This is a genomic window from Burkholderia sp. KCJ3K979, from assembly GCF_016759955.1.
Lineage (GTDB): Bacteria > Pseudomonadota > Gammaproteobacteria > Burkholderiales > Burkholderiaceae > Burkholderia > Burkholderia orbicola.
In genome coordinates, this window is sequence record NZ_JACFYV010000042.1 from 17,056 (window position 1) to 40,527 (window position 23,472).

Annotated in this window: 24 protein-coding genes, 4 tRNA genes and 2 pseudogenes; 10 read left to right on the top strand and 20 right to left on the bottom strand. The window is 66.6% G+C overall.

Going from position 1 to position 23,472, the window contains the following annotated elements; all coding sequences use genetic code 11:
- Positions 1–14 precede the first annotated feature (14 nt).
- Positions 15–1,400, bottom strand: coding sequence for an alpha,alpha-trehalose-phosphate synthase (UDP-forming) (otsA, locus tag H3O04_RS12405; RefSeq protein ID WP_006476461.1), 1,386 nt, complete (start codon positions 1,398–1,400; stop codon positions 15–17).
- Positions 1,397–2,149 carry a trehalose-phosphatase gene (gene otsB / locus H3O04_RS12410; protein ID WP_011544965.1) on the bottom strand — a complete coding sequence of 251 codons (753 nt, stop codon included), beginning with the start codon at positions 2,147–2,149 and terminating at the stop codon, positions 1,397–1,399. The genes otsA and otsB overlap by 4 nt, the downstream gene beginning before the upstream one ends.
- Before the next feature lie 280 nt (positions 2,150–2,429).
- Here otsB and H3O04_RS12415 point away from each other — a divergent pair, with 280 nt between their 5' ends.
- The 3 genes from H3O04_RS12415 to H3O04_RS12425 are packed head-to-tail and all read left to right on the top strand — an operon-like array spanning position 2,430 to position 4,400.
- Positions 2,430–3,065: an SCO family protein gene (locus tag H3O04_RS12415; RefSeq protein ID WP_023475442.1), complete on the top strand. Its 636-nt coding sequence runs from the start codon at positions 2,430–2,432 to the stop codon at positions 3,063–3,065.
- A gap of 8 nt (positions 3,066–3,073) precedes the next feature.
- The gene (locus H3O04_RS12420) at positions 3,074–3,520 is read left to right on the top strand and encodes a copper chaperone PCu(A)C (protein ID WP_023475443.1); all 447 of its coding nucleotides are present in this window, start codon (positions 3,074–3,076) and stop codon (positions 3,518–3,520) included.
- A 10-nt stretch (positions 3,521–3,530) separates the two neighbouring features.
- Complete coding sequence (locus H3O04_RS12425; RefSeq protein WP_175682851.1) at positions 3,531–4,400, top strand: cytochrome c oxidase assembly protein; 870 nt, start codon at positions 3,531–3,533, stop codon at positions 4,398–4,400.
- A 21-nt stretch (positions 4,401–4,421) separates the two neighbouring features.
- Here the strand turns inward: H3O04_RS12425 and H3O04_RS12430 are convergent, their stop codons facing one another.
- On the bottom strand, positions 4,422–4,913 hold the full coding sequence (locus tag H3O04_RS12430; RefSeq protein ID WP_202587798.1) for a GNAT family N-acetyltransferase: 492 nt from the start codon (positions 4,911–4,913) through the stop codon (positions 4,422–4,424).
- A 134-nt stretch (positions 4,914–5,047) separates the two neighbouring features.
- The gene (locus H3O04_RS12435) at positions 5,048–5,914 is read right to left on the bottom strand and encodes a pirin family protein (protein ID WP_023475446.1); all 867 of its coding nucleotides are present in this window, start codon (positions 5,912–5,914) and stop codon (positions 5,048–5,050) included.
- Between the two features lie 111 nt (positions 5,915–6,025).
- Here H3O04_RS12435 and H3O04_RS12440 point away from each other — a divergent pair, with 111 nt between their 5' ends.
- Together H3O04_RS12440 and H3O04_RS12445 are read left to right on the top strand one after the other, a co-directional pair.
- Complete coding sequence (locus H3O04_RS12440; RefSeq protein WP_202587799.1) at positions 6,026–6,943, top strand: LysR family transcriptional regulator; 918 nt, start codon at positions 6,026–6,028, stop codon at positions 6,941–6,943.
- Between the two features lie 116 nt (positions 6,944–7,059).
- Entirely contained in the window at positions 7,060–7,563 is a 504-nt protein-coding gene (locus H3O04_RS12445) for a GAF domain-containing protein (RefSeq protein WP_202587800.1), read from the top strand.
- A gap of 38 nt (positions 7,564–7,601) precedes the next feature.
- Here the strand turns inward: H3O04_RS12445 and map are convergent, their stop codons facing one another.
- Together map and H3O04_RS12455 are read right to left on the bottom strand one after the other, a co-directional pair.
- Complete coding sequence (map, locus tag H3O04_RS12450) at positions 7,602–8,408, bottom strand: type I methionyl aminopeptidase (protein ID WP_175831308.1); 807 nt, start codon at positions 8,406–8,408, stop codon at positions 7,602–7,604.
- Positions 8,408–8,644, bottom strand: a complete 237-nt coding sequence (locus H3O04_RS12455) for a ParD-like family protein (RefSeq protein WP_011694229.1) — start codon at positions 8,642–8,644, stop codon at positions 8,408–8,410. Before H3O04_RS12455 ends, map begins: the two co-directional genes overlap by 1 nt.
- 147 nt (positions 8,645–8,791) lie before the next feature.
- On the opposite strand from H3O04_RS12455, the gene H3O04_RS12460 reads away from it, so the two are divergent.
- Both H3O04_RS12460 and H3O04_RS12465 read left to right on the top strand, forming a co-directional pair.
- A complete protein-coding gene (locus H3O04_RS12460; protein WP_202587801.1) occupies positions 8,792–9,412 on the top strand; it encodes a helix-turn-helix domain-containing protein in 621 nt (206 codons plus the stop codon).
- Positions 9,413–9,463: 51 nt separating this feature from the next.
- Complete coding sequence (locus H3O04_RS12465) at positions 9,464–10,012, top strand: GNAT family N-acetyltransferase (RefSeq protein ID WP_202587802.1); 549 nt, start codon at positions 9,464–9,466, stop codon at positions 10,010–10,012.
- 93 nt (positions 10,013–10,105) lie between these two features.
- On the opposite strand, the gene H3O04_RS12470 is transcribed toward H3O04_RS12465, so the two are convergent.
- The 8 genes and pseudogenes from H3O04_RS12470 to uvrC form a co-directional block, all read right to left on the bottom strand.
- On the bottom strand, positions 10,106–11,038 hold the full coding sequence (locus H3O04_RS12470) for an alpha/beta fold hydrolase (RefSeq protein WP_202587803.1): 933 nt from the start codon (positions 11,036–11,038) through the stop codon (positions 10,106–10,108).
- 166 nt (positions 11,039–11,204) lie between these two features.
- A pseudogene (locus tag H3O04_RS36090) lies at positions 11,205–11,414 on the bottom strand (diguanylate cyclase); the annotation flags it as partial.
- 576 nt (positions 11,415–11,990) lie between these two features.
- A tRNA-Cys gene (locus tag H3O04_RS12480) sits at positions 11,991–12,064 on the bottom strand.
- 99 nt (positions 12,065–12,163) lie between these two features.
- A tRNA-Gly gene (locus H3O04_RS12485) sits at positions 12,164–12,239 on the bottom strand.
- A 51-nt stretch (positions 12,240–12,290) separates the two neighbouring features.
- Positions 12,291–12,366 (bottom strand) — tRNA-Gly (locus tag H3O04_RS12490).
- Between the two features lie 53 nt (positions 12,367–12,419).
- Positions 12,420–12,495, bottom strand: a tRNA-Gly gene (locus H3O04_RS12495).
- 144 nt (positions 12,496–12,639) lie between these two features.
- Positions 12,640–13,227: a CDP-diacylglycerol--glycerol-3-phosphate 3-phosphatidyltransferase gene (gene pgsA / locus H3O04_RS12500; protein ID WP_011544951.1), complete on the bottom strand. Its 588-nt coding sequence runs from the start codon at positions 13,225–13,227 to the stop codon at positions 12,640–12,642.
- Between the two features lie 89 nt (positions 13,228–13,316).
- Complete coding sequence (gene uvrC / locus H3O04_RS12505; protein WP_011544950.1) at positions 13,317–15,362, bottom strand: excinuclease ABC subunit UvrC; 2,046 nt, start codon at positions 15,360–15,362, stop codon at positions 13,317–13,319.
- A 76-nt stretch (positions 15,363–15,438) separates the two neighbouring features.
- On the opposite strand from uvrC, the gene earP reads away from it, so the two are divergent.
- The 3 genes from earP to H3O04_RS12520 all read left to right on the top strand — a co-directional run bounded on the left by earP (position 15,439) and on the right by H3O04_RS12520 (position 18,981).
- Positions 15,439–16,632: an elongation factor P maturation arginine rhamnosyltransferase EarP gene (earP, locus tag H3O04_RS12510; RefSeq protein WP_011694228.1), complete on the top strand. Its 1,194-nt coding sequence runs from the start codon at positions 15,439–15,441 to the stop codon at positions 16,630–16,632.
- A gap of 138 nt (positions 16,633–16,770) precedes the next feature.
- Positions 16,771–17,328 (top strand): elongation factor P, encoded by a 558-nt coding sequence (gene efp, locus H3O04_RS12515; protein WP_006476487.1) that lies wholly within the window; start codon positions 16,771–16,773, stop codon positions 17,326–17,328.
- Positions 17,329–17,595: 267 nt separating this feature from the next.
- Positions 17,596–18,981, top strand: a complete 1,386-nt coding sequence (locus H3O04_RS12520) for a sigma-54-dependent transcriptional regulator (protein WP_011694227.1) — start codon at positions 17,596–17,598, stop codon at positions 18,979–18,981.
- 177 nt (positions 18,982–19,158) lie between these two features.
- Here H3O04_RS12520 and nagZ read toward each other — a convergent pair whose 3' ends face one another.
- The 6 genes and pseudogenes from nagZ to H3O04_RS12550 form a co-directional block, all read right to left on the bottom strand.
- Positions 19,159–20,187, bottom strand: coding sequence for a beta-N-acetylhexosaminidase (gene nagZ, locus H3O04_RS12525; RefSeq protein ID WP_202587805.1), 1,029 nt, complete (start codon positions 20,185–20,187; stop codon positions 19,159–19,161).
- A 16-nt stretch (positions 20,188–20,203) separates the two neighbouring features.
- On the bottom strand, positions 20,204–20,638 hold the full coding sequence (gene acpS, locus H3O04_RS12530) for a holo-ACP synthase (RefSeq protein ID WP_023475505.1): 435 nt from the start codon (positions 20,636–20,638) through the stop codon (positions 20,204–20,206).
- A gap of 81 nt (positions 20,639–20,719) precedes the next feature.
- Positions 20,720–21,496: a pyridoxine 5'-phosphate synthase gene (gene pdxJ / locus H3O04_RS12535; protein WP_011544945.1), complete on the bottom strand. Its 777-nt coding sequence runs from the start codon at positions 21,494–21,496 to the stop codon at positions 20,720–20,722.
- A complete protein-coding gene (recO, locus tag H3O04_RS12540; protein ID WP_006476492.1) occupies positions 21,493–22,329 on the bottom strand; it encodes a DNA repair protein RecO in 837 nt (278 codons plus the stop codon). The genes pdxJ and recO overlap by 4 nt, the downstream gene beginning before the upstream one ends.
- The gene (era, locus tag H3O04_RS12545) at positions 22,316–23,215 is read right to left on the bottom strand and encodes a GTPase Era (protein ID WP_006476493.1); all 900 of its coding nucleotides are present in this window, start codon (positions 23,213–23,215) and stop codon (positions 22,316–22,318) included. The genes recO and era overlap by 14 nt, the downstream gene beginning before the upstream one ends.
- 60 nt (positions 23,216–23,275) lie before the next feature.
- Positions 23,276–23,472 (bottom strand): annotated as a pseudogene (locus tag H3O04_RS12550) (ribonuclease III); the annotation flags it as partial.

Below are 23,472 nucleotides of genomic sequence, written 5' to 3' on the forward strand. Positions count from 1 at the left end.
AGCAATAAATCGGATCAGACCTGCTGCAGATCGCGCAGGAAATTGTCCCGCCACACCGACACGTTGTTCTCGCGAAGCTGCGCGATCATGTCTGCGTAGCGTGCACGCCGCTCGGTGAGCGACATCGTCAGCGCCTGCGACAGCGCATCGGCCATCCCGTCGATATCGATCGGATTGACGATCAGCGCGCCCGTGAGCTCACGCGCGGCGCCCGCGAAGCGCGACAGCACCAGCACGCCCGGATCGTCCGGATTCTGCGCGGACACGTACTCCTTCGCGACGAGGTTCATCCCGTCGCGCAGCGGCGTGACGAACCCCACGCGCGCGAGCCGGTACAGCGCGGCCAGCACCTGACGGTCGTACTGGCGGTGGATGTAGAGGATCGGCGCCCAGTCGAGCTCCGCGTAGCGCCCGTTGATGCGCCCCGACTCCGCTTCGAGCTGCAGGCGGATGTCCTGGTACGCGCGCAGGTCCGCGCGCGTCGACGGTGCGATCTGCAGGAACGACACGCGGTTGCGGATCGACGCCTGGTGCTCGAGCAGCTTCTCGAACGCGCGGAAGCGCTCGACAAGCCCCTTCGAATAATCGAGCCGGTCGACGCTCATGATCAGTTGCCGCCCGCGCAGCGACGTCGCGAGCGTGCGCACCGCCTTGCCGTGCTCGCCCGCCTGCGCGAGCGACGCGATCTCGTCCGGATACACGCCGATCGGATAGGCGGCCGCGCGCAACGTCTGGCCGAATGCCCGTACGCGCACCGTGTGCCCGTCGTGCTCGACCTCGCCGTCCGCTTCGAACTCGACGTAGTCGCAAAACGCGCGCAGGTCGGGCTCGGTCTGGAAGCCGAGCAGATCGAACGCGCACAGCGACTCGACGAGCTCTCGGTGCGGCGGCACGTTGACGAGCACCTGCGCGGCCGGAAACGGGATGTGCAGGAAGAAGCCGATGCGGTTCTTCACGCCGGCGTCGCGCAGCGCGCGCGCGAACGGAATCAGGTGATAGTCGTGCACCCAGATCACGTCGTCGTCCTGCAGCAGCGGCACGAGCTGCTGCGCGAGCCAGACGTTGACGCGGCGGTAGCCGTCGAATTCGTGGCGATCGTACTGGATCAGGTCCGCGCGGTAATGGAACGCGGGCCACAGCGTCGCGTTCGAGAACCCGCGGTAATACTGGTCGTAATCGCGGCGCGTCAGCCCGACGGTCGCGAACGTCACCGGCCCGCGCTCCTCGATGCGGATCTGCGGCTGCGGCGCGCCGGACGCGACCACTTCGCCGCTCCAGCCGAACCACATGCCGCCGGTTTCCTTCAGCGCATCATAGACGCCGATCGCGAGGCCGCCCGCCGCCGGTTCGCCTTCCGAAATCGGCGCGACGCGGTTTGAAACGATGATGAGCCGGCTCATGCGTGCGGTTGCCCCGCACCGAGCCAGCCTGCGATCTGCTCATGCAGCGCGTCGACCGAATCGAGCCGCATGCGCGCGGACGTCTCGCCCGCGCCGACCTTGATCGACAGGCCGCCGCGCGCGTTGACCACCGCGAAGCCCTTCTCGTCGGTCAGGTCGTCGCCCGCGAACAGCGGCACGCGGCCCGCAAACGGCGGCTCGTCGAGGAACGCGGCGAGCGCGCGGCCCTTGTCGACGCCCTTCGGCTTGATCTCGAACACCATCTTGCCGGGTTGCAGCACATACGCATCCGCATAGTCGGAGACGAGGCGCTCGGCCGCTTCGCGCGCCACCGCCTCGCGCTCGGGCGCATTGCGAAAGTGCAGCGCGACGGCCGCGCCCTTGATTTCGAGCAGCATGCCCGGATGGCGGTCGACCACGCCGGCAAGCTCGCGCTCGATGCGCAGCAGGCGTTCGTCGTTGAAGCCGATACGCTGCGTGTCGCCGTTCGCATCGCGGCGCTCCGCGCCGTGCAGGCCGGCGATCGGCAGCCCGGGCATTTTCAGGAACGTGTCGAGGTTGTCGATCCCGCGCCCGGACACGATCGCGACCGCGCCGTGCGAGCGGCGCGACAATTCGTCGAGCAGCGTCAGCAGCGACGGCGGAACGTGAATGGCGTCGGGGGTCGGCGCCAGTTCGACGAGCGTGCCGTCGAAGTCGAAGAAGAACGCTGTATCGGTCAGGGACAGGGAAGCCGGAACGGATTGCATCGATTCGATAGTCTGAGGGCCGGCCGGCAAACGCAGGCCGCCACTGCGCGAATGGAGTTGTGCGCATCTTACCGCGCCTGCGCCCCCAGATGGGCGAAACCGCGGCTGCGCGGACATCGCATCGGCCGCCGCGTCAACTGCGACATATTGCCCCGCTCGCCCGCGCCGTATCGGTTTCGAAAGGACGCGGGCGCGCGAATTGCGCTACAGTCGCAACCGCCTGCCGCGCGGCGCATGGCATCGCGCCCCGGCTATCCATCCAGTCCGATCGAGCCCCAGGATGTCGTCTGCCCGCCCCGCGCCGCACCGGCGCCTCTCCCGCCTCATCCGCACGGCCGCGGCCTTCGCCGCCGCCGTGGCGCTCACCGCGTGCACGCACGACGAGCCGCGCTGGAACCTGACCAATGTCACCGGCCACCTGCCCGACCTGTCGTTCAAGCTGACGGGCGGCGACGGCCATCCCGTCGACGCCGATGCGTTCCGCGGCCGCGTCGCGCTCGTCTACTTCGGCTACACGCACTGCCCCGACGTCTGCCCCGAAACGCTGGCGCGGCTGATGGAAGTGCTGGCGAAGCTCGGCCCGCGGGCCGACGACGTGCGCATCCTGTTCGTCTCGGTCGATCCCGCGCGCGATACGCCGCAGGCGATGCAATCCTATGTCGCCGCGTTCGACGCCGCGCATGCGCGCGGCCTGACCGGGACCGACGGCCAGATCGAATCGCTGGCCAAGCGCTATCGCGTCGCGTACCAGATGGAAAAACGCGATCCGTCCGGCGGCTACGAAGTGACGCACAGCTCGGCCGTCTACATCTTCGACGCGACCGGCCGCGCGCGGCTGCTCGCGACCGATCGCGATTCGCCCGACGCCATCGCCGCCGATGTGCGCCGGATCATCGACACTGCCTCCACGACCTGAATTCCGCGATGAACAAGAAAACGACCCTCAAGACGTTCGCCCTCGCCGCCGCGCTGTGCGCCGGCGCCCACGCGTATGCCGCCGGCGCGATCAGCGCGCAGAACGCGTGGGTGCGCTGGCTGCCGAACAAGCTGCCCGCGGGCGGCTACGTGACGCTCGTGAACACCGGCGACAAGCCGATCGATCTCGTCGACGTCGACAGCCCCGACTACGGGATGGCCATGCTGCACCAGACGATCTCGAACGGCTCGACGCAGAAGATGGAGATGGTCGACAAGCTGACGATCCCCGCGCGCGGCAAGGTCGACATCGCGCCGGGCGGCTATCACTTCATGCTCGAGGAACCGAAGCACGCGATCAAGCCGGGCGACACCGTGCACCTGCGCCTGAAATTCTCCGACGGCGAGACGGTCGATGCGCCGTTCGCCGTGAAATCGCCGGCCCAGGCGAAGTGATGCGCGCGCGATGAACGTCCTGTACTGGCTCGATCCGTGGGAACCGTCGCCGACCGTGGTCGTCGCGGTGCTGACGGCCGCCGTGCTGTTCGCACGCGGCGTGAAGAAGGCGAAGGTGTCGCCGCTGCGGCAGTTCTCGTTCTGGTTCGGGCTGACGGCGCTCTATATCGCGCTGCATACGCGGCTCGACTATTTCTTCGAGCACGAATTCTTCATGCACCGCGCGCAGCACCTCGTGCTGCATCACCTCGGGCCGTTCTTCATCGCACTGTCCTATCCGGGCGCGGCGATCCGCGCGGGCATTCCGTTCAGCTGGCGGCAGCGCTTCGTGCGCCCCGCGCTCGCGTGGGCGCCGGTACGCGCGACCCTCGACGTGGTGTTTCATCCGGTCGTCGCGGTCGTGCTGTTCGTCGGGCTGATCTATTTCTGGCTGCTGTCGCCGATCCACTTCATCGCGATGCTCGACTGGCGTCTCTATCGCGTGATGAACTGGAGCATGGTGATCGACGGGCTGCTGTTCTGGTGGCTCGTCGTCGATCCGCGTCCCGCACCACCCGCGCGGCTGTCGCCGGGCCGCCGGATTCTGATCGTCGTCGCGGCGATCCCGCCGCAGATCGCGCTCGGCGCGCTGATCTTCTTCACGCCGCACGAGTTGTATCCGATCTACTCGATCTGCGGGCGCGCGTTCACGTGGCTGAGCCCGCTGCGCGACCAGCAGATCGGCGGCCTGCTGCTGTGGATTCCCGGCTCGATGATGAGCGTGATCGGCGCGCTGATCGCGCTGCGGCACTGGCTGCGGTTGTCCGCCCGCGGGCGCCTGATCGGTGAGCGGGCCACGCAGCGCACGGACGAGCCGCCCGTCGCACGCGCCGCGCACTGATTGCCCGCAGCGCGGCGCGCATCACGCGCGCGCGCTGCTCATCCATACGTGCGGGATGCCATCCTCGTCGTGCACGTCCGAACTCGGCGTGAAGCCGAATGCCCCGTAGAAACGCTGCAAGTGAGCCTGCGCATGCAGGCTCACCGGCGTATCCGGCCATTGCGCGCGGATATGCTCGAGCGCGCGCGACAGCAGCCCGTTGCCGAGGCCCGCGCCGCGAAACGCGGCGGTCGTCAGCACGCGGCCGATGCGCACGTCGGTATGCTGCGCGTCGGGCAGCAGCACGCGCAGATAACCGGCCAGGCGGCCGGCCGGATCGAAGGCCGCGAGGTGCCACGCGGCCGGGTCCGCATCGTCGATGTCGCGATACACGCAGTTCTGTTCGACGACGAACACGGCGCTGCGCGCTTCGAGGATCGAATAGATTTCGCGCGCCGTCAGCGCGTCGAAGGGTTTCCAGCGCCAGTCGAGATCGACGGTGCTCGGGGATGCGGTCGGTGCGGAGGCGTTCATGTGCGGTCCTGATTCGGGCGCGCCGGCCGGCGCGCGGCAACCGTCGATTATGCCTCGAAGCGCCCGACCCGCGCGACCGCCCGCCACGCGCGAAAAAAAGGCCCCGCATCGCGCGGGGCCTGCTCGTCACACCGTCATGCCGGCATCTGGCCGAAGCGGCCGCTGTTGAAGTCCTCGATCGCGGTCCGGATTTCCTCTTGCGAGTTCATCACGAACGGGCCGTAACCAACGACGGGCTCGTCGATCGGCTCGCCGCTCAGGATCAGCAGCTTCGCGTCGCCGTTCGCTTCGATCTCGACGTCGCTGCCATCACGGCCGAGTTGCACGAACTGCGCTTCGCGCGCCACCGCCTCGCCGTTCACCAGCACGGTGCCGCTCAGCACGACCACCGCGAGCGTGCGCCCTTCGGCGACCGGGAACCGCGCATGGCCGCCCGCCACGAGCCGCACGTCCCACACGTCGATTGGCGTGTGCGTGCGGGCCGGGCCGCGCCGCCCGTCGAGTTCACCGGCGATGATCCGCGTCCGCCCTGCACCGTCCGGCAGCTCGACCACCGGGATATCGGCGTTCAGCAGCGTCTGGTAGCCGGGTGCGCCCATCTTGTCTGCGGCCGGCAAGTTCACCCACAGCTGCACCATCTCGAGCGGGCCGCCCCGCTTCGTGAACGCCTCCGAGTGGAATTCCTCGTGCAGGATCCCGCTCGCGGCCGTCATCCACTGCACGTCGCCCGGGCCGATGGTGCCGCCCGCGCCGGTCGAGTCGCGGTGCGCGACTTCGCCGTCATAGACGATCGTCACCGTTTCGAACCCGCGGTGCGGATGCTGGCCGACCCCGCGCGGCGCGGTCGCCGGTTCGAACGTCGCGGGGCCGGCGTAATCGAGCAGCAGGAACGGGCTCAGGTGCGTGCCATGAGACTGGTAGCTGAACATCGAACGCACCGGAAAACCGTCGCCGACCCAATGGCCGCGCGGCGCACTGTACACACCCTGGATCTTCTTCATTGCCCTTCTCCATATTGCGGCGAAACCCGTGTTTCGCATCCATGAGTGACAATATAGTGATGGAACGATCGATCCGGTAGACTGCCGAAATCGCACTCAGCGTTCCATTTCATGAACGATAAAGCGCGGGATCTGAACGATCTCTACTACTTCGTGCAGGTCGTCGAACACGGCGGCTTCGCGCCGGCCGGGCGCGCGCTGGACATGCCGAAATCGAAGCTGAGCCGCCGCATCGCGCTGCTCGAGGCGCGGCTCGGGATGCGGCTGATCCAGCGTTCGACGCGCCGCTTCACGGTCACCGACGTCGGCCAGACCTATTACGCGCATTGCCGCGCGATGCTCGTCGAGGCCGATGCCGCCGACGAGGCGATCGCGCTGCTGCACGAGGAGCCGCGCGGCATCGTGCGCGTCAGTTGCCCGATCGTGCTGCTCGATTCGCTGGTCGGCACGATGATCGCCGCATTCATGGCCGCGTGCCCGCGCGTCGAGATCCACCTGGAAGCGACCAACCGGCGCGTCGACGTGGTGGGCGAAGGGATCGACGTCGCGATCCGCGTACGCCCGCCGCCGCTCGAGGACAGCGATCTCGCGCTGCGAGTGCTCGCCGAACGCGGCCAGTGCCTCGTCGCGAGCCCCACGCTGCTGCGCGAGCAAGGTGTACCGGCCGTTCCCGCGGACCTGACGCGCCTGCCGAGCCTCGATCACGGCGTGCCGCAGTCCACGCACGTGTGGCGGCTGCGCGGGCCCGACGGCGCGCACGCGGAAATCCATCACGAGCCGCGCTTCGTGACGGGCGGCATGCTCGCGCTGCGCGCGGCGGCCGTTGCAGGCGTCGGCGTCGTGCAGTTGCCGACGATGATGGTGCGCGACGAGGTTTCGCGCGGCGAACTGGTCACGGTGCTGCCCGACTGGGCGCCGCGTCGCGAAATCGTGCATGCGGTATTCGCGTCGCGTCGCGGGCTGTTGCCGGCGGTGCGGGCGCTACTCGACTTTCTGGCCGAGCGGTTCGCCGAACTCGAACCCGACTGAGCGGGGCCGCCTCACACACGACCACGCGCTGCAGACCACGCACGGGTGCCGTAGACTGCGGTACGCGCAGTGCGCCTTCAGTGCGCCTTTTTGACAACCCCTATCGCTTTCCCGCCATGTTCACGCTGTCCAACGACCCTACCGCCTCCAAGGCCGATCAATACGCGACGCTCGTCGAGCAGGCACGTGCGCTCATCGAATCCGAACGCGACCTGACTGCGAACGCGGCGAATTTCTCCGCGCTCGTCTATCACTCGCTCGATCGCCTGAACTGGGCCGGCTTCTACTTCTTCGACGGCACCGAGCTCGTGGTCGGGCCGTTCCAGGGCAAGCCCGCGTGCGTGCGGATCGCGCTCGGCAAGGGCGTGTGCGGCACGGCCGCGCAGACCCGCGAGACGCAGGTCGTGCGCGACGTGCACGACTTCCCCGGCCATATCGCGTGCGATGCGGCGTCGGAATCGGAAATCGTCGTGCCGCTGGTGGCCGGCGACGGTACGCTGATCGGCGTGTGGGACGTCGACAGCCCGGTCGCCGCGCGCTTCGACGACGAGGACCGCAAAGGAATGGAGGCGCTGTGCCGCGTGTTCGTCGAACACGCATGGCAGAAGGCGCGCGGTTAAGCGCCGCTGCGCCGTGCCGTTCGCGGCGCCGGCCGGCGTCAGGCCGCGTGCGTGCCCGACAGCGCCGCGAACGCCTGCGGCTTCGCGTCCTCGGTCAGCACCTCGAAGCCGGTTTCCGTCACCACGACCATGTGCTCCCATTGCGCGGACAGCGAATGGTCCGCCGTGACGACCGTCCAGCCGTCGGCCAGCACGCGCGTGTCGCGCTTGCCCGCGTTCAGCATCGGCTCGATCGTGAAGATCATCCCCGGCCGCAGCGGCAGGCCGGTGCCCGGGCGACCGTAATGCAGCACCTGCGGTTCGTCGTGATAGACGTCGCCGATGCCGTGCCCGCAATACTCGCGCACCACACTGAACCCTTCGCGATGCGCGACCTGCTGGATTGCATAGCCGACGTCGCCGAGCGTCGCGCCGGGACGCACCGCGCGGATGCCGGCGTGCATCGCCTCGTAGGTCGCCGCGACGAGCCGCCGCGCGAGTTCGCTCGGTTCGCCGACGAAATACATGCGGCTCGTATCGCCGAACCAGCCGTCCTTGATCACCGCGATGTCGAGGTTCACGATGTCGCCATCGCGCAGCGGCCGCGACGTCGGAATGCCGTGACAGACCACGTGATTGACCGACGTGCACAGCGTCTTCGGATAGCCGTGGTAGCCGATGTTCGCGGGGATCGCGCCGAGTTCGTTGACGATGTATTCGCGGCAGCGCGCGTCCAGCTCGTCGGTGGTGACGCCCGGCTTCACGTGCCCGGTGATCATCGTCAGCACCTGCGACGCGAGCTTCGCGGCTTCGCGTGACTTGGCGATTTCCGCGGCACCGCGGATCGGGATTTCGCGTTTCGCCATCACGCCACCTGCTCGATGCTATGCGCGGCCGTCTCGGCCGGCCCCACGTCGCCGCCCCGCGCCTCTGCCTCGATCAACATCTTGCAGATGTCGCCGTAGGACAGCGCCGGGTTGAGTTCCGCAAGCATCCCGACGCGCAGCCAGTGTTCGGCCTGCGCGTTGATCGAACGGCTCAGCGCCGTACTCGTCGAGCGCAGCCGTTCATGCATATGCTCGGAAATCTTGATGATACCCATATATCCCCAATTAAACGAAACGTAGCTGTTTCGTATATTACGCCGCGTACGATGACCGGGCAAGCCATTCGCGTCCCGCGTCCCGTTGAATCGCCACGGAAAATGTCGTTGACATCGAATTCCAGTTTGCTGGAAAATAAATCCATCATGAAAGAATCAGCGATCACCGCGGCCGACGACACCGGCATCAACGAGCGCATTGCCCGGCGCGTGCGTGACCTGCGCACCGTGCGAGGCTACACGCTCGACGCGCTGGCCGCGCGTTCCGGCGTCAGCCGTTCGATGATCTCGCTCATCGAACGCGCGTCGGCCAGCCCAACGGCCGTCGTGCTCGACAAGCTCGCGGCGGGCCTCGGCGTGTCGCTGGCCGGGCTGTTCGGCGGCGATCGGGACGACGCGCCCGCGCAGCCGCTCGCACGGCGCGCGCAGCAGGCCGAATGGCGCGATCCGGCGTCCGGCTATGTGCGGCGCAACCTGTCGCCGGCCGGCTGGCCGTCGCCGATCCAGCTCGTCGAGGTCGACTTCCCGCCCGGCGCGCGCGTCGCGTACGACAGCGGCGGGCGCGAAAGCGCGCCGCACCAGCAGGTGTGGATCATCAGCGGCCGCGTCAACGTTACGTTGGGCGATACGCTTCATGAGCTTCGCGAAGGAGACTGCCTGGCCATGCGGCTCGACCAGCCGCTGATCTTCAGCAACCCGTCGTCGCATGCCGCGCGCTATGTCGTCGCGATCTGCGCTGCGTCCGCCGCCGGCGTGCGCAGCGCGTGACGCGCGCGTCGGCGCGCGCGCAACCGGTTTATCAAACAGGAAGAAACCCGTATGAATTCCCCGACCCAGCGCGACGACGTGCGCCTGATCGACTGCAGCGAGGCCGAACACGCGGCGGCCATTCTCGAGATCCTGAACGATGCGATCGCGAACTCGACCGCGCTGTACGACTACCGGCCGCGTCCGCCGGAAGCGATGGTCACGTGGTTCGCGACGAAGCGCGCGGGCGGTTTTCCGGTCTTCGGCGCCGTCGACGCAGCAGGCACGCTGCTCGGCTTCGCGAGCTGGGGTACGTTCCGCGCGTTCCCGGCGTTCAAGTACACCGTCGAACACAGCGTCTACGTGCGCAACGACCAACGCGGTCGCGGGCTCGGCGAACTGCTGCTGCGCGAAGTAGTTCGGCGCGCGCGCGAAGCGCAGGTGCACGTGCTGGTCGGCTGCATCGACGCGACCAATGCCGGGAGCATCGCACTGCATACGAAGCTGGGATTCGTGCACTCGGGCACGATCGCGGAGGCGGGATTCAAGTTCGGCCGCTGGCTCGATGCGGCGTTCTATCAGTTGAAGCTCGAGACGCCGGTGCAGCCGGTGGATGGGTGATCGGCTGGTAGCCGCCGTGTGCACCGTGCGCGACGGCTTCCAGGCGATGCAGAAAACCGCTCTTCCCGGCCTCGAGGCCGCAGCATCACAAGCTCACCGCCCGGCAATCGCGCGTATGGCCTCCGCAAAGACGTCTGGCGCCTCACGCGGGACGAAGTGCCCTATTCCATGCAGCAGGCGGTGTTCATAGTGCCCGGAAAAGTACCGCTCCTTGTTTTCAGAAGTGATTGGCAAATTGTCACGATCTTCCGCACCCTGGAGCATGATGGTGTCGATAGGGATCGTCGGCGAAGCCGCCAATTGTCGTTCTATCTGCTCGTGCTGCTCTGCGCCCGGGGCATCGTGCCAGCGCTGTCGATAAGCATGGAGGCTGATGTCGGCCCAGTCGGGATTGTGGAGAGAGCCGACCATGGCTTGAAAGTCGCTCTCCCTGTCGGACCAGGCGGGGGACCAGCTGTGCCATAAGTATTTGCACAACCGTTCGCGATCCTCTTGATAAGCCTTCATTCCATACGTCGTGGCGACGTACCACTCATACCAGTACGCGTTGGCCAGTTCATAGGGCATTTCGTTGGCCGGCATCGCGGTAGCGTAGCCCGCCGCGGCGGTAACCATACCGCTTACTCTCTCGGGAAACAGCGCCGCAACGCCGTACGCCGCGCGCGCGCCCCAGTCGTACCCGGCGAGAATGACATCCGTCAAATCCAGCGTTTCCACGAACTGCGACAAATCAAGCGTCAGCGCCGCGATTGCGCCGCTGCGCATCGTATCGCTATTCAAGAAGCGCGTCGGCCCTGATCCACGCAGATAGGGTGCGTAGACTCGGAACTGTTGGCCACTCAGCCCGAGGTGCACGATAGTCTTGTCCCAGCACTGAACATCATCGGGCCATCCATGGACAAGAACCAGCGGCGGTCCGTCAAGCGGGCCCGATACTTCATAGGCCACTTCGAGTTCGCTGGTGCGACATGTCAGGAAGTTTCGTTGCGATCCGCGTGTGGCCTGCTCATCCGCATCTGAAGTCATATCGATCTCCGAAAGGCGATTCAAAGATGCCGGCAAGCAGCATCGTGTGTTCCCGTTCGAAATGGCTTCCTGCCAAATTTCGCGCGCAACGATTCGTCATGGAATCGTGAGTCTAAATAGACGCACCGACACACCGGAACCCAAAGCAACTTTGAAGCGCCTCCACCTGGAAGCGCTGAAAGGTTGCGGCTTTGCCGATATCGCGACCGATGGTCCGGACGTCGTACGGTTGCCGCATGACGATGATGCCGTCCTTGCCGATCAGCGATATCGAGCCGTGTTGTTCCAACCCTGCGAACAGCCTGTGGAAATATTCGAGGTTGATGGCAATCAGTGCGACACCGGCAAACGAACCATCCGGATTCGATATGCGCCGCTCTCCTCACCACTCATCGTGCACAGCCAAGCCGGACGTGACTTCGCATACGAAACCGGCCCGGCCCATTTACATGTGCAGTACCAAACTGACCGAAACCGGAAACGGCCCGGGTCTATCGAACGTGAAGCGCCGACAACCCGCTGCGCTCGCCCCTCCTCCCGGATTATTAAATGACGTGAGGAAATTGCGCTTCCGAAAGAATATGTGGGACGCGCCAGATCTGCATCGCCCATCAAGATCCCCGCCAATTTCAAATATCTGCGATTTGGTACCAGATGATCGAGTCCGCCCATCAGCCGGCCCGCGCGTCGGGAAAGCCGGTCGCGATCTCCGGGACTCGACGGCCAGACCCGCCATCCGCTCCGTGTAGTAGCTGGGCGGAACGCACCCACGAGCCTCCCGGACGGCGCCACGGCGCGGCCTCTTCGTCGATGGGCGCCGAACTTGTGGCGAATAGTCGGCGCACCTGCTTCTTGAGGCGTTGAAGACGACTTTGTACCACTCTGGGCAACTTTCTTACACGGGTGAAAGCGATGCAGAAAAAGAAAAGCCCCGCCGAAGCGGGGCTTTTTCTGGAGGCGCGAGCCGGAGTCGAACCGGCCTAAACGGCTTTGCAGGCCGCTGCATAACCGCTTTGCTATCGCGCCAAAAGCGGACTGTCCGGATGCCGTGAGGCAAGCGACAGATTTTTATTCGAGGACCGGAAGTCCATCAAATAAAAAGGGAAGCGTGGCTTCCCCATTACTTGGAGCGGGAGACGAGTCTCGAACTCGCGACCTCAACCTTGGCAAGGTTGCGCTCTACCAACTGAGCTACTCCCGCATTGTCCTGCATCTGCAGCGCTTTGCCGTACCACACGCTGCCAGAAAAATCTGGAGCGGGAGACGAGTCTCGAACTCGCGACCTCAACCTTGGCAAGGTTGCGCTCTACCAACTGAGCTACTCCCGCATGTGTCCTGCATCTGCAGCGCTTTGCCGTACCACGCGCTGCCAGAAAAAATCTGGAGCGGGAGACGAGTCTCGAACTCGCGACCTCAACCTTGGCAAGGTTGCGCTCTACCAACTGAGCTACTCCCGCGTATTGCTACGCTACCGCTTCCGCTTCCCCGTCACACACTTACTTCGTCGTGCAGCGGAGAAGCGAGATTATGTCGAAGGCACATTCGTGTGTCAAGGGCTTTTCCAGCCCTTTTTACAAAAACCGCCGCCGCACCGGCGCGGCTCACGCACCGCCGCGCTCGCGAATCTGCGGCCAGGCGAGCTTCATGTAGTACAGCATCGACCAGATCGTCAGCACCGCGGCCAGATACATCAGCCACTCGCCCCACACGCGCGTATCGATCGTCACGACGCCGAGCGGCAGCGGCCCGTAAAACAGCAGCATCGGAATCGCGACCATCTGGCACGCGGTCTTGAACTTGCCGAGCTGGTTCACCGCGACGCTCTTCGACGCGCCGATCTGCGCCATCCACTCGCGCAGCGCCGAAATCGCGATCTCGCGACCGACGATTACCAGCGCGATCGCCGCGTCGACCCGCGAAATCTGCACGAGGATCAGCAGCGCGGCCGTCACCATCAGCTTGTCCGCCACCGGGTCGAGAAAGGCACCGAACGACGACGTCTGATTCCACTTGCGCGCGAGGAAGCCGTCGAACCAGTCGGTCAGCGCGGCGAGGATGAAGATCGCCGCCGCCGCGAGATTGCGGTGCGCGCCGCCCATCACCGTGTCCGGCAGATAGAACACGCCGACGACGAGCGGAATCAGCACGATCCGTACCCACGTCAGGAAAATCGGGAAATTGAACGGCATGGCATGCGGGACAGTAAAGGATTCGCAATTGTGCCGTGTCGACCGGCCTGCCACAAGAACGCTGGCAACGAGCCGGCCGCACGGCCGCGTCAGTGAAGCTGCTTGTAGATCTGCTCGGCGAGCGCGTGCGAAATGCCCTCGACGCTCGCCAGTTCCTCGACACTCGCAGCCACCACGCCGCGCAACCCGCCGAAGCGCGCGAGCAGCCGCTGCCGACGCTTCGCACCGACGCCTTCGAGCTCCTCGAGCCGCGACGTCTGGCGAGCCTTCGCCCGCTTCGCCCGCATGCCGGTGATCGCGAAACGGTGCGCCTCGTCGCGAATCTGCGCGACGAGCATCAGCGCGGCGCTCTCCTTGCCGAGTTCGAGCGGCGCGCGGCCGTCCGCGAACACCAGTGTCTCGAGGCCGACCTTGCGCCCCTCGCCTTTCGCGACGCCGACCAGCATCGACGTGTCGAGGCCGAGCTCGGTGAACACCTGCCGCGCGATCTCGACCTGACCCTTGCCGCCGTCGATCAGCACGATGTTCGGCAGCAGGCTCGACGCCTCGGCCTGGCGGGTCGACTCGCCGTCGATGCCGGCCGCTTCGTCGACGGCCGCCGCCTGCGCGGCCTGCTCGACCATCTTCTCGTAGCGGCGCGTGAGCACCTGCCGCATCGCCGCGTAATCGTCGCCCGGCGTGATGCCCGTGATGTTGTAGCGGCGGTATTCGCTCGACTGCATCTTGTGATGGTGATAAACGACACACGATGCCTGCGTCGCCTCGCCCATCGTATGGCTGATGTCGAAGCACTCGATCCGCAGCGTCGCGAGATCGTCGCTGTCGTAGCTGAGCGTGTCCGCCAGCGCGCGCGTGCGCGCCTGCTGCGAGCCCTGCTCGGACAGCAGCCGCGCGAGCGCGAGCCGTGCGTTCTGCTCGGCCATCGACAGCCACGCGCGCCGCTGTCCCTGCGGCTGCCGCACCAGCGACACCTTGTGACCGGCCTGCTCGGACAGCAGCTCCAGCAGGTCGCGACTCGCGGGCGCATGGCTGACGACGAGCACCGGCGGCACGCGGTTGCCGAGATAGTGCTGCGCGATGAATGCGTCGAGCACCTCGGCCTCGACCGACGCTGCCGCCGCGCCGCGCGCGCTGCCCGCCTCTTCCGCAGGCTGATCGGGCACCGTGTCGACCGGCGCGTCGGCCGTCGCATCGACCGCCTCCGCCGGCTCGACCTCTTCCCCGAGACCGCCTTCGGCGAGCGTCAGCGCACTTTCGACGTGCGTCGGGAAATACGCCTTGTCGCCGAGGTGCCGGCCGCCGCGCACCATCGCGAGGTTCACGCACACGCGTCCGCCCTGCGCGACGACGGCCAGGATGTCGACGTCGCTGTCGCTGCCGACCTCGATCGCCTGCTGGTGCAGCACCGTCGCAAGCGAGCTCATCTGGTTGCGCACGGCCGCCGCCTGCTCGAATTTCAGCTCGGCCGCGAACGCGTGCATCTTCTGCTCGAGCTCCTTCATCACTTCGGACTGCCGGCCGAGCAGGAAGCGCGCGGCGTTCGACACGTCGACCGCGTAATCCTCTTCGGAGATCGCGCCCACGCACGGCGCCGTGCAACGCCCGATCTGATGCAGCAGGCACGGCCGCGTGCGGTTGTTGAAGACCGAATCCTCGCAGGTGCGCAACTGGAACACGCGCTGCAGGATCTGGATGCTCTCGCGCACGGCCCACGCGCTCGGGAACGGCCCGAAGTACTGGTTCTGCTTGTCGACCGAGCCGCGGTAGTAGGCCATCCGCGGAAAGCGGTGCGCGGTGAGCTTCAGGTACGGATACGACTTGTCGTCGCGAAACAGGATGTTGTAGCGCGGCGCGAGCGCCTTGATCAGGTTGTTCTCGAGCAGCAGCGCCTCGGCTTCCGAGCGCGTGACGGTCGTTTCGATGCGCGCGATGCGCGTGACCATCATCGCGATGCGCGGCGACAGTTGCGTCTTCGTGAAATAACTCGACACGCGCTTTTTCAGGTCGCGCGCCTTGCCGACGTAGAGGACGGCGCCCGTCGTGTCGTAATAGCGATAGACGCCCGGCATGTGCGGCAACTGCGCAAGGATCTTCTTCGGTTCGAACGGAGTAGCGGAGGCTTCTGGGGATGTCATGCGTGATCCGGGCGCCTTGTAACGCGGAACGGGTCTATTAGAATCGCCAGTTTAGAGCATTCACCGGCCCGCTTCGATGCCACGCACCACCGCTGCCCCCCTCTCCGCCGTGCCGCTCGCGCCGGGCGAACCGATCGCCTGCGACCTCTTCTGCACGGTGATCGACAATTTCGGCGACATCGGCGTGTGCTGGCGCGTCGCGCGCCAGCTCGCACACGAGCACGGCTGGCAGGTTCGCCTGTTCGTCGATGACCTGCACACGTTCGCGCGCCTGCTGCCGCAGGTCGATCCCGACGCGGGGCGGCAGACGGTCGACGCGATCGTGATCGAGCACTGGCATGCGGAAGTCGGCGACGCGCTGGACATCGCCGATGTCGTGATCGAGGCGTTCGCGTGCGAGTTGCCCGGCCCGTATCTCGCGGCGATGGCGCGGCGCGCGCGCCGCCCCGTGTGGATCAACCTCGAATACCTGAGCGCCGAGGACTGGGTCGCCGATTTCCATTTGCGGCCGTCGCCGCATCCACGCTATCCGCTACTGAAGACGTTCTTCTTCCCGGGCCTGTCGGCCGGCACCGGCGGCGTGCCGAAGGAGCGCGACCTCGACGCGCGCCGCGCGGCCTTCGACGCCGATCCGGCAGCCCGCGCCGCGTGGTGGCAGCGCGCGACCGGCGCCGCGGCGCCGGCGCCCGGCACGACGGTCGTCAGCCTGTTCGCCTACGAAAACCCGGCCGTCGACGCGCTGCTCGCGCAGTGGCGCGACGGCCCGTCGCCGGTCGTCGCGCTCGTGCCGACCGGGCGCCTGTCGCCCGCCGTCGCGCGCTTTTTCGGGGTCGAATCGTTCGCGGCGGGCGTACGGGCGCGCAGCGGCAACCTGACCGCCCATGGCCTCGCGTTCGTTCCGCAGGCCGACTACGATCCGCTGCTGTGGGTCGCCAATCTCAATTTCGTGCGCGGCGAGGATTCGTTCGTCCGCGCGCAGTGGGCGCGCAAGCCGTTCGTGTGGCACATCTATCCGCAGGCCGACGACGTGCACCTGCCCAAGCTCGATGCCGCGCTCGCGCACCTGTCGGCCGGCCTCGCCGATGCGCCGCGCGCCGCGCTCGAGCGGTTCTGGCATGCATGGAACAGCGCCGGCACGCCCGACTGGGCCGATTTCTGGCAACACCGCGCCGCGCTTGACGCGAATGCGCTCCGCTGGGCCGACGCGCTCGCGGCCGTCGGCGATCTCGCCGGAAAGCTGGCGGAATACGCAAAATCTCAGTTAAAATAAGCGGTTATCCGACGGCTGACCACGCAAGCGCTCGCGTTTGGGCTCCTGGCGCCCACCGGAACGCACCGCCGCTTGCGCCGTCAGCCGTTGCGCAACGCTCAGGCACCTATTTATTTGATTTGATCAGGACAGTTTTTTATGAAAACCGCACAGGAACTCCGCGTAGGCAACGTCGTGCAGATCGGCAGCGAAGCATGGGTCATCGCAAAAGCGGAATACAACAAGTCGGGCCGTAACTCGGCCGTCGTCAAGATGAAGATGAAGAACCTGCTGTCCAACGCAGGTCAGGAATCGGTCTACAAGGCTGACGACAAGTTCGAGGTCGTCGTGCTCGACCGCAAGGAAGTGACGTACTCGTACTTCGCCGACCCGATGTACGTGTTCATGGACGCCGACTACAACCAGTACGAAGTCGAAGCCGAAATGATGGGCGAAGCGCTGAACTACCTCGAAGACGGCATGGCTTGCGAAGTCGTGTTCTACAACGAGAAGGCGATCTCGGTCGAACTGCCGACGGTCCTCGTTCGCGAAATCACCTACACGGAACCGGCCGTCAAGGGCGACACGTCGTCGGGCAAGGTGCTGAAGAACGCGAAGCTGGCGACCGGCTTCGAGCTGCAAGTGCCGCTGTTCTGCAACACCGGCGACAAGATCGAAATCGATACGCGCACGAACGAATACCGCAGCCGCGCGTAATCGTCAGCGATTTCCGCATCGAACAAAGCGCCCTTCGGGGCGCTTTTTGTTTGTCTGGCGCCAACAGCTGCCACAAACCGGAGCCATGCGAAGCACAAAAGCCACCGGTAAAGATATTCAATTTGTATCATCGGTAACTGTTTTATAGCGCCGGAGAAATAATGCGCGTGACGCGTTCGGCGGGGCATAAAATCAGTCTTTAATCCGACATGCGGCTGCGGCCCGCTGGCCGACAGCCCGCCTCTCTTGACTCGACTCGCGTCCACCATGCCACACGCCCTGATTGTCGAAGACGATCCCAACAGCCTGTCAGGCCTCACCGCGCTGCTCGCCGCAGACGGCTTCTCGGTCGACACGGCCACGTCGCTCGCTGAAGCGCGCACGGCGCTCGGCCGCTCGATTCCCGACGTCGTGCTCGTCGACCTGAACCTGCCGGACGGCAGCGGGTTCGATCTGCTCCAGCACCTGCCGCAGCAACAGCCGAACGGCTCGCTGCCCGTGATCGTGCTGACGGGCAACGCGACGGTCGAGAGCGCCATCGAGGGGCTGCGTCACGGCATCTGGGACTACCTGCTGAAGCCAATCAACATCCCGCGCCTGCGCAGCCTGCTCGCGCGGATTCCCCGCCCGTACGAACTGATCGACGAAGTGCAGTCGCTACGTGCGTCGCTGCGCCATCTCGGCCGCTTCGGCGCGCTGGTCGGCCGCAGCGACGCGATGCAGCACGTGTACGACATGATCGAGCACAACGCCCGCACCGAAACGGCCGTGCTGTTCTCGGGCGAAGCCGGCACCGGCAAGAAGCTGGCGGCACGCACGCTGCACGACCTGAGCCGGCGCCGCAAGGGGCCGTTCGTCTCGTTCGACTGCCGCATGCTCGTGCAGGCCGGCCGGCACGGCGCGTCGCTCGACAGCGTGCTGTTCGGCCATGAGCGCGGCGCGTTCGACGGCGCCGAGCGCCGCGAGACGGGCCTGTTCGAGCAAGCCGGCGGCGGCACGCTGTTCCTCGACGAAATCACCGCACTACCGCTCGTGCTGCAGGAAGCGCTGCTGCATGCACTCGATTCGCAGAACTTCATGCGGATCGGTGGCACGAGCTCGATCACCAGCGATTTCCGGCTGATCGCGGCCACCCGCCGCCCGGCGCGCGAAGCGGTGGCGAACGGCACGCTGCGCGAGGATCTGTGGCTGCGCCTCGACGCGGCGTCGATCACGATGCCGCCGCTGCGCGAGCGCGACGGCGATGCGCTCGCGATCGCGGACGCGCAGATCGACGAACTGAACCGGGATGCGCGCGCAACCGGCCGCAGCACGACCGACAAGCGCGCGGCCCCGGGCTTCGTGCGCGAATGCCTGTCGTACGAATGGCCGGGCAACGTGCGCGAACTGCAGGAGCGCGTGCGTTTCGCGTACGACGCATCGGGCGACTTCATCGAGACGCTGCGCGCGGGCGAAGCCAGCTTCTCCGCCGGCGCCGCGCTGAACGGCAGCAGCGTGCAGATCAAGGTGGGCACCCCGCTGTCCGACGTCGAGGATCTGCTGATCCGTGCGACGCTAGACGCGGTCGGCGGGACGCGCCACCGCGCGGCGACGCTGCTCGGCATCAGCCCGAAGACGCTGTACAACAAGCTGCAGCGAATGAAGGTGAACTGAGTGGGGCGGCCCCTGGATACGGGCGCTGGTCGGATCTGACCGTTAGTTGCGTGTAAATCCGTTCCAGCGACGACCCGAATCAGGCCATCGCGCTCGGTAATAAAAAAGCCGCGCTACTGCGCGGCTTTTTCGTTTGGAGCAACCGGAACGGCGCGACCCGCGCCATCCCCTACCCGCTTACGCCAGCGCGCTGCTCAGCAGCGCCTGCGCCTGCAGATACTCGGGCTGCGCGATCAGCTTGTCCCACTTGAGCGCCTTGCCGCGCGCGCGCATCCGCTTGAGGCGCCGCACCGACTCGGCCGAGGCCCGCGCCTTCAGTCCGTTCAGCACGACTTCGGCCGCATCCGGCTGGTTGCAGACGAGCACCATGTCGCAACCGGCGGCGAGCGCGGCGTCGGCGGCCTGCGTGAGCGTGCCGCCTTCGCGGGCGGCCTCCATCGACAGGTCGTCGCTGAAGATCGCGCCCGTGAAGCCGAGCTTGCCGCGCAGGATGTCCTGCAGCCACACGCGCGAGAACCCGGCCGGCCGCTTGTCGACCTGCGTGTAGATCACATGCGCCGGAATCACCGCGGCAAGCGACAGCCCGAGCCAGTCGTACGGCGCGACGTCCTGCTCGAGGATCGCATCGAGCGTGCGGTCGTCGGTCGGCAGCGCGACGTGCGAATCGGCCTCCGCGAAGCCGTGCCCGGGAAAATGCTTGCCGCAGTTCGCCATGCCGGCGAGCGACAGCCCGTGATTCAGGCTCTTCGCGAGCAGCGTGACGACGCGCGGGTCGCGATGGAACGCCCGATCGCCGATCACCTTCGAGTGCCCGTAGTCGAGATCGAGCACGGGTGTGAAGCTCATGTCGATCCCGCACGCGCGCAATTCGGCGGCCAGGATGTAGCCGACGGCGGTGGCGACCTTCGTCGCGAGCAGCACGTCGCGATCCCACAGTTCGCCGAGGCGGCGCATCGCGGGCAGCATCGTGAAGCCGTCGGTACGGAACCGCTGCACGCGCCCGCCTTCGTGGTCGACGGCGATCAGGATGTCTTCGCGCACCGCGCGGATCGCATCGGTCAGCGCGGTCAGTTGCGCACGATTCTGGAAGTGCCGCGCGAACAGGATCACGCCGCCGGTATTCGAATGCGCGAGGCGCCGCGCATCGTCGCGCGACAGGGTCGTGCCGACGACGTCGAGCATGACCGGGCCGGGAGTCGTTTTCATCAGATCGGGAATTCCGTCAGGAGGAGGTTCGGGAAACAGGTACAGGAGCAGGCGCGGCGTCCGTTTCGGCGACAACGAACGACACCGCGTAGTCGCGTTCGTCGCTGACCGTCACGCGCGCCGTGATGCCGCGCGCGGCCAGCCAGTCGGCCAGCTCGCCCGAAGCGACCACGTACGGCTCGCCGCTCGGATGATTGAGCGTCTGCAGCGCGCGCCACGTCATCGGCCAGTGCATGCCGAGCCCAATCGCCTTCGAGAACGCTTCCTTCGCGGAGAAGCGCGTCGCGAGAAATGCGATGCCGCGTGCCTCGGAGCGGGCGCGCCGGGCATGGAACACGCGCAATTCGTCGGGGCCGAGCACCTTCTCGGCAAACCGGCCACCCGTGCGTTCGAGCACGGCCGCGACGCGGCTCACCTGTGCGATGTCGGTACCGATGCCATAGATCGCCATGTCAGTCTCCGCCGGGGCGGCCCGGCGAGGCCGGGCCAAGCACGTCGCAAACGGCGTGCGGGGCGCGGCGGCCTCGCATCGTCAGCGCGCGCCGCCGTGCAGCGCGGCGACGCGTGCGGCGACCATGATCGCCTTCATCTCGCGCACCGCGTTGTCCCAGCCCGCGAAAATCGCGTGCGCGACGATCGCGTGGCCGATGTTCAGTTCGACGATGCCGTCGATCGCGGCGATCTGCTGCACGTTCGTGTAGTGCAGCCCGTGACCCGCGTTGACCTTCAGGCCAAGCCGCGCGCCGGCCTGCACGCCCGCGACGATACGCTCGTATTCGCGCTGCTGCTCGGCTTCGTCGTGCGCTTCGGCGTAGCGGCCCGTATGCAGCTCGATCACCGGTGCGCCCGCTTCGTGCGCGGCGCGGATCTGCGTGTCGTCCGGGTCGATGAACAGCGACACGCGCACGCCCACGTCGGCGAGCTGCTTGCACGCCGCGCGCACGGCCTCGAAGTGGCCGGCGACATCGAGACCGCCTTCGGTCGTCAGTTCCTCGCGCTTCTCCGGCACGAGGCACGCATCGTGCGGACGCACTTCGCAGGCGATGTCGAGCATCTCGGCCGTGACCGCGCATTCGAGGTTCATGCGCGTCTTCAGCAGCGGGCGCAGTTCGCGCACGTCGGCGTCGACGATGTGACGACGATCCTCGCGCAGGTGCAGCGTGATCGCGTCCGCGCCCGCTTCTTCGGCGGCGAGCGCCGCGCGGATCGGATCGGGATAGCGCGTGCCGCGCGCATTGCGCAGCGTCGCGACGTGGTCGATGTTCACGCCGAGGTCGATGGCGGTGGGCGTTGTCAGGAAGAAGCTCATAGGTTTTGCAGGTCGATCAGGATCTGACGCGTGGCGAGCGGCGTGCCGCCGAGATAGGTGTTCAGCAGGAAGCGCATCAGCGTCTTGCTTTGCGCAACCGTCTGGGCTCGATGGTAATCGTCCTGTTCCATGTCGAGCAACGTCTGCCCGGTGATGACCGGCCAGTGCGACGGCACGTCGTCGTCCGCATTGCGCACGCCGCGTTCCGGATCGAACACGTAGCGGCGCTCGGGTTCGACCGCGCGGCGGGCAACCGTGCGGTTCAGCGCCATCGCATAGCCGGTCTCGCGCAGCAGCACGCGCTCGAACGAGCGCAGCACCTGCACCGCGGGCTCGCCGTGCGCGAGGCGCGTGAGGGTCAGCACGTAATGATTGAACAGCGGCGGCTGCGGATCCTCGCGCGCGCAGAACTTCACGAGCAGCTCGTTCGCGTAGAAACCGCACAACAGCCCGTCGCCGCCGAGCGGCAGCATCCCGCCGACCCACTCGGCGCCCGTCAGCGTGCGCACCTCGGATTTGCCGGACCAGGACAGCAGCAGCGGCTGGAACGTCTGCAAGACGCCGCGCAACGCGGAGTGCGGGCGCTTCGCGCCCTTCGCGACGAGCGCGAGCCGGCCGTGGTCGCGCGTCAGCACGTCGACGATCAGACTCGTTTCCCGATACGGATAGCTGTGCAGCACGAACGCCGGCTGCTCGGCGACGCGGAAATCGGACGTGCGAGACGTCGCGCGCCGCGCCTTGCGCGGCGGTTCGGGCGGTGCCGGCAGCGGCGCGTCGTTCGCGCCGGCCGTCACCGCGTCTTCGGTCGACGTCAGCGCGTCATTCGTACCCATAGGCACGCAGCCCCGCCTCGTTGTCGGCCCAGCCGCTCTTCACCTTCACGAAGGTCTCGAGGTACACGGGGCCGTCGAACAGCTTTTCCATGTCCATCCGCGCCTCGGTGCTGATCTGCTTGAGCTTCTCGCCCTTCTTGCCGATCACCATCGCCTTGTGCGAATCGCGCTCGACGAGGATCGTCGCGAAGATGCGCTTCAGGCGGCCCTCTTCCTCGAACTTGTCGATCAGCACGGTGCTCGTGTACGGCAGTTCGTCGCCGGTCCAGCGAAACACCTTCTCGCGCAGGATTTCGGCCGCGAGAAAACGCGAGCTGCGGTCGGTCAGCTCGTCCTCGCCGTAGATCGGCTCGCCTTCCGGCAGGTACGGCTTGATCGTGTCCAGCAGGCGCTTGATGTCTTCCGGCTTCTGCGCCGACAGCGGCACGAGCTCGGTGAATTCGCGCAGCTCGCTCACCTTCTGCATGAACGGGAACAGCGTGGCCTTGTCGTTCACGCGGTCGATCTTGTTCGCGATCAGCAGCGTCGGCATGCCGGGCGGGATCAGGTCGAGCACCTTCTGGTCGTCGGGCCCGAAGCGGCCGGCCTCGATCACGAACAGGATCACGTCGACCGACGTCAGCGTCGACGTGACCGCGCGGTTCAGCGAACGGTTCAGCGCGGTGCTGTGACGGGTCTGGAAGCCCGGCGTGTCGACGAACACGAATTGCGCGTCGTCGAACGTGTTGATGCCGGTGATGCGGTGGCGGGTCGTCTGCGCCTTGCGCGACGTGATGCTGATCTTCTGGCCGACGAGTGCGTTCATCAACGTCGACTTGCCGACGTTCGGGCGGCCCACGATCGCGATCATGCCGCAACGGAAACCGGTAGGAGCGGGAGTGTTCATATCGTTTGGGAGACAGGTTCGGAAACGGCCGCGCGGCGCGCGGCACGATCGCTGGGCAATTCAGTGGTCGGCATCGGCCACGCGCGCCTGCGCGGCAGCAAGACTCGCGCCGCCGGGCGGCGTGTCGGCGTCGGGCGCCGCGGCATCGCGTGCGCGCGCAGGCGTACGCGCGGCGGCGTCGGCACTAGCGGCAGGCTTGTCGGCCGACGACGATGCCGGATCGGCTGCGTGACCGGCCGGCTTGTCGGCTGCGCGCG

Excerpts from the sequence above, each read along its gene's own strand:
- efp (WP_006476487.1), top strand. The coding sequence starts at position 16,771 with ATGAAAACCGCACAGGAACTCCGCGTAGGCAACGTCGTGCAGATCGGC.
- H3O04_RS12440 (WP_202587799.1), top strand. The coding sequence starts at position 6,026 with ATGAACGATAAAGCGCGGGATCTGAACGATCTCTACTACTTCGTGCAG.
- acpS (WP_023475505.1), bottom strand. The coding sequence starts at position 20,638 with ATGGCGATCTATGGCATCGGTACCGACATCGCACAGGTGAGCCGCGTC.
- H3O04_RS12465 (WP_202587802.1), top strand. The coding sequence starts at position 9,464 with ATGAATTCCCCGACCCAGCGCGACGACGTGCGCCTGATCGACTGCAGC.
- pdxJ (WP_011544945.1), bottom strand. The coding sequence starts at position 21,496 with ATGAGCTTCTTCCTGACAACGCCCACCGCCATCGACCTCGGCGTGAAC.
- H3O04_RS12520 (WP_011694227.1), top strand. The coding sequence starts at position 17,596 with ATGCCACACGCCCTGATTGTCGAAGACGATCCCAACAGCCTGTCAGGC.
- uvrC (WP_011544950.1), bottom strand. The coding sequence starts at position 15,362 with ATGACATCCCCAGAAGCCTCCGCTACTCCGTTCGAACCGAAGAAGATC.
- H3O04_RS12470 (WP_202587803.1), bottom strand. The coding sequence starts at position 11,038 with ATGACTTCAGATGCGGATGAGCAGGCCACACGCGGATCGCAACGAAAC.
- H3O04_RS12415 (WP_023475442.1), top strand. The coding sequence starts at position 2,430 with ATGTCGTCTGCCCGCCCCGCGCCGCACCGGCGCCTCTCCCGCCTCATC.
- H3O04_RS12435 (WP_023475446.1), bottom strand. The coding sequence starts at position 5,914 with ATGAAGAAGATCCAGGGTGTGTACAGTGCGCCGCGCGGCCATTGGGTC.
- pgsA (WP_011544951.1), bottom strand. The coding sequence starts at position 13,227 with ATGCCGTTCAATTTCCCGATTTTCCTGACGTGGGTACGGATCGTGCTG.
- otsB (WP_011544965.1), bottom strand. The coding sequence starts at position 2,149 with ATGCAATCCGTTCCGGCTTCCCTGTCCCTGACCGATACAGCGTTCTTC.
- earP (WP_011694228.1), top strand. The coding sequence starts at position 15,439 with ATGCCACGCACCACCGCTGCCCCCCTCTCCGCCGTGCCGCTCGCGCCG.
- H3O04_RS12425 (WP_175682851.1), top strand. The coding sequence starts at position 3,531 with ATGAACGTCCTGTACTGGCTCGATCCGTGGGAACCGTCGCCGACCGTG.
- H3O04_RS12420 (WP_023475443.1), top strand. The coding sequence starts at position 3,074 with ATGAACAAGAAAACGACCCTCAAGACGTTCGCCCTCGCCGCCGCGCTG.
- H3O04_RS12430 (WP_202587798.1), bottom strand. The coding sequence starts at position 4,913 with ATGAACGCCTCCGCACCGACCGCATCCCCGAGCACCGTCGATCTCGAC.
- recO (WP_006476492.1), bottom strand. The coding sequence starts at position 22,329 with ATGGGTACGAATGACGCGCTGACGTCGACCGAAGACGCGGTGACGGCC.
- otsA (WP_006476461.1), bottom strand. The coding sequence starts at position 1,400 with ATGAGCCGGCTCATCATCGTTTCAAACCGCGTCGCGCCGATTTCGGAA.
- H3O04_RS12445 (WP_202587800.1), top strand. The coding sequence starts at position 7,060 with ATGTTCACGCTGTCCAACGACCCTACCGCCTCCAAGGCCGATCAATAC.
- H3O04_RS12455 (WP_011694229.1), bottom strand. The coding sequence starts at position 8,644 with ATGGGTATCATCAAGATTTCCGAGCATATGCATGAACGGCTGCGCTCG.
- era (WP_006476493.1), bottom strand. The coding sequence starts at position 23,215 with ATGAACACTCCCGCTCCTACCGGTTTCCGTTGCGGCATGATCGCGATC.
- map (WP_175831308.1), bottom strand. The coding sequence starts at position 8,408 with ATGGCGAAACGCGAAATCCCGATCCGCGGTGCCGCGGAAATCGCCAAG.
- nagZ (WP_202587805.1), bottom strand. The coding sequence starts at position 20,187 with ATGAAAACGACTCCCGGCCCGGTCATGCTCGACGTCGTCGGCACGACC.
- H3O04_RS12460 (WP_202587801.1), top strand. The coding sequence starts at position 8,792 with ATGAAAGAATCAGCGATCACCGCGGCCGACGACACCGGCATCAACGAG.